The following is a 13,030-nucleotide window of genomic DNA, read 5'->3' as shown; positions in this document are numbered from 1 at the left end:
GGATTAAAGAAGGAAAATATTTCTAAGGCAGGCTGAATGTCTCAAGACTTAATCTTGATGAAGCCACTATAACCATTTCAGGAATTGATTAAGACTTGCTTGTACTCGGAAACAAAAATTAAAACAGAGCAGTTAATGGAGATATCGTCTGTTTAGAAATCCTTCCTGAATAAGAATGGGTGAAGAACTATAAATCTGGTTAGCCACTCAACATGCTGGAAAAAGAATATGAAGAAGAGATTGAAGCCATAGCAGATGAAACTATAAAAAGCCGCCGCAAACTGGCTGCACATGCTGTAACGCCGGATGGAATTATTTACGCCATTAACGCCGGTGCAAAAACTATTGAACATGGTTTTGGTATGAATGATGAATGTATGAAACTGATGGTACAAAAAAATGTTTTTTGGTGCCCCACCATTTATGTAAATGATTTTGTTGCCGAAGGAAGATTTAAAGCAGGCAGCATAATGAATAAATTATTTACCGAAACAGAACCTGAGCTTTTTAAAAAAGCTGTGCAATACGGTGTAAAGATTGCTTACGGTACAGATATTGGCGGCTACGACTGGAACGAACCGCAGACAAAAGACTTTGAATACTTTATTAAATACGGCATGCAGCCAATACAGGCTATACAAACCGCCACCATTAATGCAGCTGAATTATTAGAGCAGAATAATTTAATTGGTGAAATTATCCCCGGTGCATTTGCAGATATTATCGCAGTGCAGGAAGATCCGCTTAAAAATATAAAAGCATTGCAACAGGTAAAATGGGTAATGAAGGATGGCGTAGTATATAAATCAATCAAATAAACTTTTTTGTTTACCGGTATCTTCAATAAATTTTGGCTTGATCAAATGCAGCCCTAATTCCTTATTCATTTTATCAACTAAATAAACTGTTAACTCCGGCGATGTGGCTTCATCATGCATGTGCATGAAAAAATACAATTCTTCCATGCCTTTATCTAACCAGTATTTCATTCTTTTAATCCATGCATCGCATCTTGTATAATCAGATTTATGCAAACTGTTGCCTACATAACGTATAAATGTTTTGGGAAGAGTTAAGTGCATATGTGCACAATCTCTTCTGCCGGCCGTATCAGTTATTACGGCCCCCATGTTTAACGCTTTTAAAGTAGTAAACATTTCATTTTGTATATCCTCTTTTTTAAACCAATCGGGGTGGCGTACTTCTAAAAAAAATTGCAGGTCGGTGGGTAATGATCTTAAAAAATCAAACAATTCTTCTTTTCTTTTGGGAGAAAAAGCATCACTTACCTGAACAAATATTGGCCCGAGAAATTCTTCAAAAGCAACAATACCACGGAAAAATTCATTGGTAATAAAATCTTTTCCTTTTAAACTGCCACGGTGTGTTACGCCCTGGTACATTTTGGGGCAAAATTTAAAATCTTTTCCTGCTGCGTTTGCTGTCCATTTTTTTATACCGCCTTCGCCATAAACCTTATAATGAGTAGCATTTAATTCAATGCTGTTGTAGTGTTGCACATAATGTTGCAAAAAATCTTTTTCTTTTGTTTTGGGTGGATAAATTTTACCTACCCACTCTGTTCTGCCCCATTTGGCGCAGCCCAAATAAATTTTAGGATTTTTCGCCGGCTTTCCATTTAAAACAGTTTTATTAAACGCAGGTTCTGCAGGTAAAGAAAAATCAATACCGTTTAATTCCTCTGCCGGCATCCTTCCAAATTCCATATAAATATCTTTTTGTAAATCTACAACAATGCTAATTTTAATTATGGATATTTTTATTTTGATTGGGCAACTTGTGTTAACATTAAAGTAACTTCATTGCAATTATAGTATTTTTATTATTGTATAAAATATTGAGTATGCAAAAAGCGCAATTTGGAATGATTGGGTTAGGAACGATGGGACGAAACCTGGTTTTAAATATGGCCGATCATGGTTTTGTGGTTTGCGGTTACGACAGAAATGTTGATCAGCAAAAAAGACTTTTGGAAGAAGGAAAAGATAAACCAGTGCAAGTTGCTGCAAGTATGCAGCAATTTGTTGAAAGCCTTGAAACACCCCGCCGCATAATGATGCTGGTACCTGCAGGCAAAATTGTAGATGGAGTAATAGATGAAATAAAAACTTTTTTACTGGCAGGAGATATTTTAATTGATGGCGGTAATTCGCATTACACAGATACGGATAAAAGAATTGAAAGATTGCAATCAACCGGCATTCATTTTACAGGTATGGGTGTTAGTGGTGGCGAAGATGGTGCAAGGTTTGGCCCCAGTATGATGCCCGGTGGAAATGTTGATGGCTATGCCGAACTAAAACCTATTTTAGAAAAAATTGCTGCGCAAACCGATGAAGGTGCCTGCGTAACTTTTATTGGTAATGGCAGTGCAGGGCATTACACCAAAATGGTACATAACGGTATTGAATACGCCATTATGCAACTGATAAGTGAAGTATACGCCTTATTAAAAAATGCAGCAGGCTGCAACAATGACGAGCTGCATAAAATTTTTACTGAGTGGAACAATGGTGCTTTGCAATCTTTTTTAGTAGAAATAACTGCAAAAATATTTTTGCAGCCTGATGATGCCGATGCATCAAAAAGATTAATAGATGTAATATTAGATAGAGCTGCACAAAAAGGTACGGGACTTTGGACGAGTGTAAGCGCCTTAGAATTGCATGTGCCTTCCGCTGCAATTGATGAAGCAGTTGCTGCAAGAGATTTATCTTCTTACAAAAAAGAAAGAGAAATTATTGATAGTTATACATCTGAAACTGCAGCAATAAACACAACAGATAAAAAACAATTGATACAAAACTTACATGATGCCCTTTATTTTGGAATGGCGGTAAGTTATATACAGGGATTGCATTTACTGCACTCAGCATCTGAGGCTTATAAGTACGAAATTAATATAGCAGATGTAGTACGTATTTGGAAAGGCGGCTGTATCATTCGTTCGCTGATGCTGAATGATATTCGCAAAGCTTATGTAAACAATGCAGCTTTAAAAAATTTATTATTAGATAAAGAATTTTACAAACTGCTTGAACAAAAAAGAAATGCATTGGTTAATAGTTTAAAAACAGGAATGGATAATAAAATAGCCATGCCGGTATTAGGCAGCAGCCTTAATTATTTTGATATGTTCAGCACCGGCAGATTGGGCTCGAATTTAATACAGGCACAACGTGATTTTTTTGGCGCACATACTTATGAACGCATTGACAAAGAAGGAAGTTTTCATACTGATTGGAATTAATAAAAATAAGCCCATGGCAAAACACAATAACATCAAACAACCTGCAGCAATTGTAATTTTTGGCGGCACCGGCGATCTTACCAAACGCAAATTAATTCCTGCTTTTTATAATCTTTTTCTAAGTAAAAACTTGCCCGAAAAATTTACCATTCTATTGCTGGGCCGTAATGAAGATAAAAACGAACAATACAAAAAAGATTTGTTTGAGGGTATAAATGAGTTTTCAAGAACAGGTAAGCCCGATGAAAAAAACTGGAAAATATTCAGTGATAAAATTTTTTACCGGCAGGGTAATTTTTTGGATAATTCCACTTATGAAATATTGAAAAAGGATTTGGATGCATTTGACAAAAAAAATAAACAGCGCTGTTTACGAATTTTTTACCTGGCTATTGCACCACAGTTTATCGAAGCGGCATCAGAAGGTTTATACAAAAACAAATTGTGTAATCAAATTACTTTAGACAGAATTGTGGTAGAAAAACCTTTTGGTACAGACCTGGCATCAGCACAAAAGTTAAATCATTTTTTACAAAAACGTTTTTCCGAAAAACAAATTTTCCGCATTGATCATTACCTCGGTAAAGAAACGGTGCAAAATATTATGGCTTTTCGGTTTGCTAATACCATTTTTGAACCAGTTTGGAACAACCGGTATATCGATCATGTACAGCTTTCACTTTCCGAACAGGTAAGTATTGGCAAACGTGGCGGATATTATGATGGCAGCGGTGCTTTAAAAGATATGATACAAAATCATTTGCTGCAATTACTTTGTGTTGTTGCAATGGAATGTCCGGATAAATATGACGAAAAAAATATCCGCAATGCAAAAGCCAATGTTTTAAAAAGTATAAAACCGTTTAGTGCAGATGCCGTTTTTAAAAATGTATTGAGGGCACAATACACCAAAGGAAAACTAAATAATGTGGCTCAGCAGGGTTATTTACAAGAAGAAAATATTCCGCCTGCATCAACTACTGAAACATTTATTGCTGCAAAATTTTTTATTAATAATGAAAGATGGAAAGGTGTACCATTTTTTTTAGCTACAGGAAAATGTTTACCTAAGCAGGCTTCAGTAATTATGATTCAATTTAAAGATTCGCCTTATAAAATTTTTAAAGACGATACGGTGCCTAATCGCTTAACCATTAGCATTCAACCCGAACAGGAAATAAGTTTATTGTTTGAAAGTAAAGTGCCGGGTGTGCAAATGAAATTAAAGCCTGTAGAAATGGATTTTACTTACAAAGAATCTTACACCGAAGCTACACCTGAAGCCTACGAAACTTTATTGCTGGATGTTTTAGATGGCGATGCTACTTTATTTATGCGTAGCGACCAGGTGGAAGCTGCATGGAAAGTAGTAATGCCGATAATTAATGCCTGGAAAAAAAACCCAAAAAAAGGGCTGCTGAAATATGCCGCAGGTACATGGGGCCCAGCAGCAGCAACCAGTTTATTAAAACCTTTTGCAAAGAAATGGGTGGTGCTGCCAGCAGAAAAAAAATAACACTCCGATAAATTCAAATCCACAATACACCATTAGATATGGCGATAAAAGCAATTACAATAAAAACAATATGGCCCGATGCCTTAGCATTGAGCCATGCTGTTGCTAATTTAATTATTACCGAAAGCAATAAATCGGTGCAGCAAAAAGGTTACTTCACCATTGCATTGTCAGGTGGCAGTACACCAAAATTATTATTTCAATTACTGGCACAGGCACCTTATAAAAATAATATTCCCTGGAAGAAAATAATTATTGCTTTTGGTGATGAACGTTTTGTTGCACCAACCAGTGAAGAAAGTAATTTCAAAATGGCAAATGATGCATTGCTAAAACATGTACCTGTTAATAAAAAAAATATTTTAGCTGTACAAACTTTAAAAGTCACCCCGTCACAATCAGCCGTATTGTATGAGCAAGCTTTAAAAAAATATATCACTAACAAACATCCCTTCGACATGATACTTTTAGGTATTGGTGAAGAAGGGCATACTGCTTCTATCTTTCCCAAAAGTGAATTGATAGGTGATAAAAAAAATTGGGTGAAAAATATTTGGGTACAAGAAAAAAAAATGGATCGCATAAGTTTTACGCTTCCGTTTATTAACAGGGCAAAAAATATTGTGTTTTTAATTAGTGGAGAAAATAAAGCAGCTATTATAAAAAAGATATTTTCTAAGAGTGGCGCTGCACTTCCTGCTGCAATGGTTAAAGCAACAGAAAATACATTTTGGTTTATAGATAAAGCGGCGGATGGGGACTAAGTTCTATTCTCTTTCAGCTTTTCATAAATAACAATCGTCATCAGTATTAAAAGCATACCGTAAAAAGTATCTTCAAAAGGAATGGTATAAATTCTTATTGCTAAATTTTCTGCATTATTGTACAACACAACAGGAATAGCAGTTAAAAACCCATTTACTATTAAAAAGGGAATAAGCATAATGCAATAAGAAACCAGGAAAGTTGTGGCGTCAAATGTTTTAAAATAGTTTTTATTTAAATAAATAACAGTAATAAAAACAGCATTTAAAATAAACGTCCAGCTGGTATAATATTTATTGTAAAAAATAATTCCTGTTAACCATAAAATCAATGCAGTAGTTATAAGTATTACATCTGCGGTATGTTTATTTTTTATTTCGGGAAAATAGTTTTTAATACATTCGTAAATAAATACACAGCAATAGGGCACAATAAAAAAGAAAAGCACTTCTTCAATGGGGAGATTGTAAATTTTTAATCCTGTAATATAATTTTCATTAAAACTCCAAACGCCTTTAGCAGTAAAATAAAAATCCCATACAATATAAATTACGGCAGGTAACAGCATTGCCGGAAAAAGATATTTCCACTTTTTATAGAAAGCTACTTTTTTATCGAAGCTCAGTGCAAACGGGCCGATAAAAGATGCTGCTAAAATTATCAAGTATGTGTAGTGCTGATTCAAGTAAGTAAGATATACTGTTTAGTGGAAAACAAAAAAACGAATTGAAAGTTTAGAAACTGTTTGAGTTATTGAAAAAAGAATTAGCAGCCCACGGTGTAAAATTAATTGGCGGTGGCCTTAATGAAGCACCATTTGCTTACAAGGATATTAATGAAGTAATGCAAAGCTAAACCACATTGGCAGATGTGATGGGTAAATTTTATCCGGTGATTCTGCAGATGAATGGAAGAGATTTAAGGGAATTTAGAAAGCGTAAAGAAGAAATGACAGGTGAATAACTTTATAGCAGTAGTGGTTGAGTTGTATAAAACTCAGCCGTTTTTATTTCCAAACAGACTGCTCTAAAATACTTTGCCAGGAATTATCAATCACAAAAAAAACTAATCTTACAATGTGATACGTTGCAAGAAAAATTGCTAACCCATAAGCCAGCTTTTTATTATACAACCATTTTGTAAAATATTCTTTTTTAGTAATCAGTTCGGCGGTAAGTACCACAATAGTTAATAAACAAAACGCAATTACAAAGGGACCGAGTAGATGATAACTTAAACTTTTGTAAATGTCTCCCTCATAAAAATATACCAGCGATTTGGTAATACCGCAACCGGGGCAAGGAAAACCCGTAAGCATTTTAAACGGACAAAGTGATTGATCAGTTTCTAAATGATGATTGCCATTATTCAATAATAAAAAATACGGAATTACCAGCGTTACTAAGGCGCCGGTAATTCCGTACCACTTACGTTTATCTCTTGTATTAATTGTATAGTTTGTTAACGTCACCTTGTACAATCATTGCAGCAACTACCGGAAAAAGAAATCCCAAAATAATTAATAAAGTAGATTGGTCTTTTTGCGGTTCGCCGGTTCTTGCATATACTTTTGGCAGGGCTTCTTTGCCGGCTAAATAATAAAAATAAACGTTTACCGGCATACAGCATCCTGCAAAAATGGCTATCGGTTGCGAAATAATTTCCTTTTCTGCAACTGCATTTAATACTTCTGCCATTTTAATATTCCAGTAAATAAGGTATAGTCCACAGGATAATAGCCCAAAAACTAAAACCATAATCGGGTCAACTTTAAATAAAGGAATAGGGGTTTGGTTGTTCCGGTTGTCTGGTAATTGTTCCATAATTGTTTTATTGGTTAAAGTTTTACGAATATAGAATAATAAGTTGAAAAAAGCAGTGCCCCGGAATTTGGTAGCTTTTTGAGAATGTGTTGATTATTTTATATTATTTGCAGATATTCTTTTGTGTGGTTATTGGTAATATTTTTTATAAGCCAGGTATCATCTTCAAAGTCAAAAGAAATAAACCACGTAGTGGAGCGATTAGATTTGTAGCTGCAGTAGTAGGTGCCGTATTTAGTATTTTTGGTTTTTCTATGGCGAAGAGTTGGTATTGTGTACATAAAGTTTACAATGTTATCCACGTACTCCAGGGCATTCTCTACAAAACCAAAATATTCTTTATCATAAAGTATAAAAACAAGATCGAATAATTTACTTTCTAATGCAGGGAGAATTACTACTTTTTCCATACTTTATTTATTCTTCCATGCATTTTTTTTCTAAAATCTTCCAATGTTATTGCGCTTTCGCATTCTTTTTGAAATTTTGTTTTTACAATTACGCCCAGTTCGTAAAGCATAGGTGTAATCACTTCTCTGTGTTTTTCAACATTAATAGTGACATGGGTTATCTCCCCTTTAGTATTTTTTTTTGTTGCTATTCCTGCAATACGTGGCATACCGTATATTTTGTTTATTGCAATTTACAACTTTTATTTTAGGAAGCTGGTTATGGTTATTACCTTTTTGGCAGCTCCTTCATTTTAAAGTATTTTTACCCAACAATATAAATGAATGACTACAACCACCGACAGAATAAAAGAACTCTTTGCTGCATTTTCAACATCACCCGTTACTGCTATTGATAAATTACCACAAGCCGGCAGCGAACGGCATTACTTTCGCATTCACACAAAAGATAAAAATTTTATTGCCACTTACGGTGCCAACATAAAAGAAAACGATGCTTTTATTTATTTTTCTCAGCATTTTAAAAAGAAAAATTTATCTACCGCAAAAATCTTATGTATCAACAGCGATAAAGATATTTATATACAGGAAGATTTTGGTGATGTATCGTTGCTGAATAAATTAGAAGAGCAGGGTTATGTACAAAGCGTATATGAGTTGTACAAAGAAAGTTTGCACCAGCTGGCATTACTGCAGGTAAAAGGACACGAGGAATTGAATTATAAAAAATGTTTAACCAATACTTCGTTTGGTAAACAGGCCATCATGGCCGACCTGTTGTATTTTAAATATTATTTTTTAGATGCTTTGCGCAAACCTTATGACAAACAAAAACTGATTGATGACTTTGAAGCATTGAGTAATTATTTGGCTCATACGGAATATAAATTTTTTATGTTCCGTGATTTTCAAAGCAGGAATATCATGGTGAGCGAAGACAAAGCTGTTCACTTTATAGATTACCAGGGTGGCATGAAGGGTGCGCCGCAGTATGATGTAGCTTCTTTATTATGGCAGGCTAAAGCAAATTTACCCGACGATTGGAAATTGAATTTACTGGAAGATTACATCAACTCGTTTGAAAAAATTGTAGAAGAAACAGTGGACAGAGATGTTTTCAGAAGCCAGTATAACGGCTATGTATTAATTCGCTTGCTGCAGGTGCTGGGTGCTTATGGTTTTAGAGGTTTGTTTGAAAGAAAAGCACATTTTTTAACCAGCATTCCTTTAGCGTTACAAAATTTAAAATGGTTTATCAATAACCAGAGTATTGGTATTGCAGTGCCGGAGTTTAAAAAAGTTTTAGAGCTTTGCATCAGTGATGAAGTGATACAGGAGTTTACACCCATGCAGGCAACAGATAACACACCGTTAGTAGTTACTATAAATAGTTTCTCTTACATACAAACCGGTTACCCAAAAGACGAAACTAAAAACGGCGGCGGTTTTGTTTTTGATATGAGGGGCATTTTAAATCCCGGCAGATTTGATGATTACAAACATTTATCGGGCCTGGATAAACCGGTGAAAGATTTTTTAGAACAGCAAACAAAGATGCCCGACTTTTTAAACAGTGTGTACAGCATCATTGATATTTCGGTAGAGGATTACATTAAACGTGGTTTCGATCATTTAACCATCAACTTTGGTTGCACAGGCGGGCAGCACCGCAGCGTATATGCTGCCGAAGCTATTGCCAGGCATTTGAGAAATAAATTTAAAGTGAAAATTAATTTAGAACATACAAACAAGGAAAATTGGAAAACAACACCCGTGCAATAATCTTTTCTGCTGGCCTTGGCACACGTTTTAAACCCTGGACCGATGCACATCCTAAAGCACTCGCTTTAGTAAACGGCAAATCTTTATTGCAACGTAATATAGAATACCTGCAGCAATATGGTATTAAAGATATAGTGGTAAACATTCATCATTTCCCCGAACAAATAATTGATGCAGTTAAAAAAAATAATGGTTGGGGAAGTAATGTTATTATAAGCGATGAAAGCAATGAAGTGCTGGAGACTGGTGGCGGATTAATGAAAGCAAAAGAGTTATTAAATAATGGCAAACCATTTTTTTCTTTAAATGTAGATATCCTTACCAATCTGGATTTAAATAAACTGATGGCTTTTCATCAGCAGCATAAACCATTGGTTACATTTGGTGTTACCAGCAGAAAATCATCACGGGTTTTATTATTTGATAATGATAACCGTTTGTGCGGCTGGAAAAATTTACAAACCGGTGAAGAAAAAGGCCCCCACCTAACCTCCTGCAAAAGGGGAGGAAAAGAGCCCGGACTTCATGAAATGGCTTACAGCTGTGTGGTAATTTATGAACCCGAAATTTTTTCTTTAATAAAACAAGAAGGAAAATTTTCTATTATGGACAGTTACCTTGATTTAGCTGCGGGGCATGTTATATTAGGCTATGACCATAGCGGCGATAATTTAGTTGATGTAGGTAAGCCTGAAAGCGTGGCGGTTGCAGAAAAATTATTCTTTTAATATTATACCAATTGGACATTTATTTATTATTACTCTTGTATCGCTTTTTTAGGACTAGTCAGATCTCTTATCATTTTAATTTCCGGTATTTTTTGTTACCCTTACCCAATCCACCAGCATTTTACTTTCTTTATTTTTTATGGATTGAAATGTAGAAACGGGTAAACCGTAATAGGGTTCTTTAATACCATTTATTTTAAATGGATATATACCGCCAACTGCAAAATTTAGAAGAAGATATTTATTTGTGTTAAAAGCCCAGTCGCCAAAAAATTGCGTCATTGGTTTTGTTACACGAAACATAGGCACATCATCATATTTAAATATCATACTATCAGGTGTCCAGTCTACAGCGTAAATATGCCAGCTGGTTACATCGTTTTTTTCAGGAAAGTATAACCGGTTTACTAAGCCTGCATCGCCACTGTATCCTTTACCATGCACTGCTGCATTAGCCCAATCTTTTTCACCTATATTTTCCATAATATCCACTTCGCCGGTTTCGGGCCAGTTGCCGTTTCCTAACAGCCACCATGCTGGCCAAAGGCCTGCACCTGCAGTTAATTTAATTCTTGCAGATGCGGAACCATACAAAAAATCAAATTTGCTTTTCGTATTTATTCTGCCAGAAATAAAATCAAATTTTTGTCCGTCTTTTGTTACAAAACCCGGTGTAAAATGAGGCTGTAAAACTAAGGCGCCGTTTTGGGCACCTTCTGCAGTACCGTTTATAAAAGAAATGGCAGAGTTGGAATCAACGTAAGCTTGTAATTCGTTATTAAAATGCATCCCTGTTGTTTCGACATTCCATTTGGCACTGTCTAACCTGGTATAAGAAAAGTCATCGAAAAAAATTATGCTTTTATTTGGGCTAACCGTAGCAGGTACATTTACCGAAGCCACTTTACATTGTACCATAATACTTACACAAATTGATACAGCAATAGCGTAAGAAACTAAGTTTCTAAATTTTTTCATACTGTTAATATAGTTAACCGTTTAATTACTGATACACTCTTACGTAGTCAACTTCCATTGTTGCGCTGGTAACTGCAGGATCAATTACCCCACCAAAATTACCACCCATTGCCACGTTCAGTATTAAAAAAAAGTTTTGATTAAATGGCAAAGAGCCATTGTTGTTAAAGGTGTAAAACAATTGTGTATCTACATAAAATTTAATAGTTGTTGCCGACCATTCCATAATATAATTATGAAATGCTGTGGTAGCATCAGGGATCATAACAGTACTGCCATCTCCATTACCACCCGAGTGACCGGGATGATGCAGCGTGGCATAAATTTTATTCAAACTGTTTCCTACATGCTCCATAATATCAATTTCGCCGCAACCGGGCCAGCTTACAGTATTGATATTGCTGCCCAGCATCCATATTGCCGGCCACGTACCGCCACCTGCAGGTATTTTTGCCCTTATTTCTACTTTACCATATTTAAAAGAAAATTTATCTTTTGTTAATAACCTGGCCGATGTATAAGCACTGCCACTGTAAGATTCTTTAATAGCCGTAATTTTTAGTACCCCATTTAATATTACTGCATTCTCCGGCCTGCTGGTATAATACTGTAGTTCATTATTACCCCAACCACCTGCACCTAAATCGTATCCCCATTTTGTGCTGCCGGGTGCACCATCTACATTAAATTCTTCCGACCATACAAGGGCCAGTGGACCAATAACCACATTTACGGTTACACTAATAGATTTACTTACAGTTAATCCCGAACTACTTTTTGCTGTAACTGTAACTGTATAAGTATTAGTACCTGCAAGTGTATATTTAAAATTAGTTACCCCAGATGGAATTGTTGCAACAACACCGTTTCCAAATTCATAGTCGTACGAAACCGCATTAGTTGCAGTAGCCGTAAATGCTACAGTGCCGCTGCCATCTGTACTGGGTACTGCAGTAACCATTAAATTAGATGGTGCTGTTTGTGCCGGTTTGTTGTCGCTGCTTTTTTTGCAACTGCCATTTATAAAAGCTATTGACATAATTGCCAGCAGTATTGATCTGTTAATGTATCTCATTTTACTGTTATTTATTTTTTAATTTTTGATACCAGGAATTACCATCCGCACCAATATTACGTAAGTTAATACCTGTAGCTGAAATCGACAAAATTTCATAAGTAGTGCCGCCTGTACCAAAATTAATTATCCCATTTCCCGGAACGTTAAATTGTATTCTCGTAGAATTAGCACTGGTAGATGCTGTTGTAGCATCCATAAAAGCTAATTTTTTATTACCGCCTGTGTTAATGGGATAGCAACCATCGCCTCCGCTAAAACCATAAAACCCGGACGAGGCGCCTATTGAAAAATTATCGCCTTTGTTATTAACCGACATAAACACATTATTACTGGCATCTTTTGAAAAAGTGATCTCGTCATCGTAAGCACAGGCTTCTCTTGAGTTAGGTGTTGCTGCATACCATATTGGAGCAAACTGATCATTAGGCCCTACCCCAAAATGCCCTGCAGCATCCTTATCGGTTATCCAAACTTTAGATGAGCCGTTAGTTAAGGATTGCAAAATTGCAGCCGGTATTTCAAAAGCAACAAATACTTTTATTTTTTTACTTATGGTAGATATGATACCTCCTGTACCAACAGCATTTACATTAATAGTGTAATCATAAGTTCCAGGGTTAGAGTATTTATAAGTAATAACGCCTGATGGTACCGTTTGGGTTTTACCATCGCCAAAATC

At 35.5% G+C, this 13,030-nt stretch carries 15 protein-coding genes; 6 read left to right on the top strand and 9 right to left on the bottom strand.

Annotated elements, in window-relative coordinates:
• Positions 1-212 precede the first annotated feature (212 nt).
• The gene (locus ACY65O_RS04610) at positions 213-818 is read left to right on the top strand and encodes an amidohydrolase family protein (RefSeq protein ID WP_462219673.1); all 606 of its coding nucleotides are present in this window, start codon (positions 213-215) and stop codon (positions 816-818) included.
• Here ACY65O_RS04610 and ACY65O_RS04605 read toward each other — a convergent pair.
• The gene (locus ACY65O_RS04605) at positions 807-1,727 is read right to left on the bottom strand and encodes a DUF72 domain-containing protein (RefSeq protein WP_462219672.1); all 921 of its coding nucleotides are present in this window, start codon (positions 1,725-1,727) and stop codon (positions 807-809) included. The genes ACY65O_RS04610 and ACY65O_RS04605 overlap by 12 nt on opposite strands.
• Positions 1,728-1,864: 137 nt before the next feature.
• On the opposite strand from ACY65O_RS04605, the gene gndA reads away from it, so the two are divergent.
• From gndA to pgl, 3 genes are read left to right on the top strand one after another with little or no spacing between them, the layout of a single operon-like run.
• Positions 1,865-3,271, top strand: a complete 1,407-nt coding sequence (gndA, locus tag ACY65O_RS04600) for an NADP-dependent phosphogluconate dehydrogenase (protein ID WP_462219671.1) — start codon at positions 1,865-1,867, stop codon at positions 3,269-3,271.
• A 13-nt stretch (positions 3,272-3,284) separates the two neighbouring features.
• The gene (zwf, locus tag ACY65O_RS04595) at positions 3,285-4,787 is read left to right on the top strand and encodes a glucose-6-phosphate dehydrogenase (RefSeq protein WP_462219670.1); all 1,503 of its coding nucleotides are present in this window, start codon (positions 3,285-3,287) and stop codon (positions 4,785-4,787) included.
• Between the two features lie 38 nt (positions 4,788-4,825).
• Positions 4,826-5,551, top strand: coding sequence for a 6-phosphogluconolactonase (gene pgl / locus ACY65O_RS04590; RefSeq protein WP_462219669.1), 726 nt, complete (start codon positions 4,826-4,828; stop codon positions 5,549-5,551).
• On the opposite strand, the gene ACY65O_RS04585 is transcribed toward pgl, so the two are convergent.
• From ACY65O_RS04585 to ACY65O_RS04565, 5 genes are all read right to left on the bottom strand, one after another.
• Positions 5,548-6,237: a lycopene cyclase domain-containing protein gene (locus ACY65O_RS04585; protein WP_462219668.1), complete on the bottom strand. Its 690-nt coding sequence runs from the start codon at positions 6,235-6,237 to the stop codon at positions 5,548-5,550. The genes pgl and ACY65O_RS04585 overlap by 4 nt on opposite strands.
• A gap of 321 nt (positions 6,238-6,558) precedes the next feature.
• Entirely contained in the window at positions 6,559-7,023 is a 465-nt protein-coding gene (locus ACY65O_RS04580; RefSeq protein WP_462219667.1) for a DUF2752 domain-containing protein, read from the bottom strand.
• A complete protein-coding gene (locus ACY65O_RS04575; protein ID WP_462219666.1) occupies positions 6,998-7,375 on the bottom strand; it encodes a hypothetical protein in 378 nt (125 codons plus the stop codon). The genes ACY65O_RS04580 and ACY65O_RS04575 overlap by 26 nt, the downstream gene beginning before the upstream one ends.
• 98 nt (positions 7,376-7,473) lie before the next feature.
• Entirely contained in the window at positions 7,474-7,785 is a 312-nt protein-coding gene (locus ACY65O_RS04570; protein WP_462219665.1) for a hypothetical protein, read from the bottom strand.
• Entirely contained in the window at positions 7,773-7,994 is a 222-nt protein-coding gene (locus tag ACY65O_RS04565) for a hypothetical protein (RefSeq protein ID WP_462219664.1), read from the bottom strand. Before ACY65O_RS04565 ends, ACY65O_RS04570 begins: the two co-directional genes overlap by 13 nt.
• 115 nt (positions 7,995-8,109) lie before the next feature.
• Here ACY65O_RS04565 and ACY65O_RS04560 point away from each other — a divergent pair, with 115 nt between their 5' ends.
• Both ACY65O_RS04560 and ACY65O_RS04555 read left to right on the top strand, forming a co-directional pair.
• Positions 8,110-9,567 carry a RapZ C-terminal domain-containing protein gene (locus ACY65O_RS04560; RefSeq protein WP_462219663.1) on the top strand — a complete coding sequence of 486 codons (1,458 nt, stop codon included), beginning with the start codon at positions 8,110-8,112 and terminating at the stop codon, positions 9,565-9,567.
• The gene (locus ACY65O_RS04555; RefSeq protein ID WP_462219662.1) at positions 9,543-10,295 is read left to right on the top strand and encodes a sugar phosphate nucleotidyltransferase; all 753 of its coding nucleotides are present in this window, start codon (positions 9,543-9,545) and stop codon (positions 10,293-10,295) included. Before ACY65O_RS04560 ends, ACY65O_RS04555 begins: the two co-directional genes overlap by 25 nt.
• A gap of 75 nt (positions 10,296-10,370) precedes the next feature.
• On the opposite strand, the gene ACY65O_RS04550 is transcribed toward ACY65O_RS04555, so the two are convergent.
• The 3 genes from ACY65O_RS04550 to ACY65O_RS04540 all read right to left on the bottom strand — a co-directional run.
• A complete protein-coding gene (locus ACY65O_RS04550) occupies positions 10,371-11,273 on the bottom strand; it encodes a glycoside hydrolase family 16 protein (RefSeq protein ID WP_462219661.1) in 903 nt (300 codons plus the stop codon).
• Positions 11,274-11,298: 25 nt separating this feature from the next.
• On the bottom strand, positions 11,299-12,348 hold the full coding sequence (locus tag ACY65O_RS04545) for a family 16 glycosylhydrolase (RefSeq protein WP_462219660.1): 1,050 nt from the start codon (positions 12,346-12,348) through the stop codon (positions 11,299-11,301).
• A 7-nt stretch (positions 12,349-12,355) separates the two neighbouring features.
• Positions 12,356-13,030 (bottom strand): PKD domain-containing protein (locus ACY65O_RS04540; protein ID WP_462219659.1); only part of this gene is annotated, 675 nt, incomplete at its 5' end.

The sequence above is a fragment of the Ferruginibacter sp. genome (genome assembly GCF_031430955.1).
Classification (GTDB): domain Bacteria; phylum Bacteroidota; class Bacteroidia; order Chitinophagales; family Chitinophagaceae; genus Ferruginibacter.
The sequence above is the reverse complement of the archived record's forward strand: the minus strand, read 5'-3'. Positions and strand labels throughout refer to the sequence as shown.

Bases quoted from the DNA above. Each gene is read 5' to 3' on its own strand.
- ACY65O_RS04610 (WP_462219673.1), top strand. From the start codon at position 213: ATGCTGGAAAAAGAATATGAAGAAGAGATTGAAGCCATAGCAGATGAA.
- ACY65O_RS04605 (WP_462219672.1), bottom strand. From the start codon at position 1,727: ATGGAATTTGGAAGGATGCCGGCAGAGGAATTAAACGGTATTGATTTT.
- gndA (WP_462219671.1), top strand. From the start codon at position 1,865: ATGCAAAAAGCGCAATTTGGAATGATTGGGTTAGGAACGATGGGACGA.
- zwf (WP_462219670.1), top strand. From the start codon at position 3,285: ATGGCAAAACACAATAACATCAAACAACCTGCAGCAATTGTAATTTTT.
- pgl (WP_462219669.1), top strand. From the start codon at position 4,826: ATGGCGATAAAAGCAATTACAATAAAAACAATATGGCCCGATGCCTTA.
- ACY65O_RS04575 (WP_462219666.1), bottom strand. From the start codon at position 7,375: ATGGAACAATTACCAGACAACCGGAACAACCAAACCCCTATTCCTTTA.
- ACY65O_RS04570 (WP_462219665.1), bottom strand. From the start codon at position 7,785: ATGGAAAAAGTAGTAATTCTCCCTGCATTAGAAAGTAAATTATTCGAT.
- ACY65O_RS04565 (WP_462219664.1), bottom strand. From the start codon at position 7,994: ATGCCACGTATTGCAGGAATAGCAACAAAAAAAAATACTAAAGGGGAG.
- ACY65O_RS04560 (WP_462219663.1), top strand. From the start codon at position 8,110: ATGACTACAACCACCGACAGAATAAAAGAACTCTTTGCTGCATTTTCA.
- ACY65O_RS04550 (WP_462219661.1), bottom strand. From the start codon at position 11,273: ATGAAAAAATTTAGAAACTTAGTTTCTTACGCTATTGCTGTATCAATT.
- ACY65O_RS04545 (WP_462219660.1), bottom strand. From the start codon at position 12,348: ATGAGATACATTAACAGATCAATACTGCTGGCAATTATGTCAATAGCT.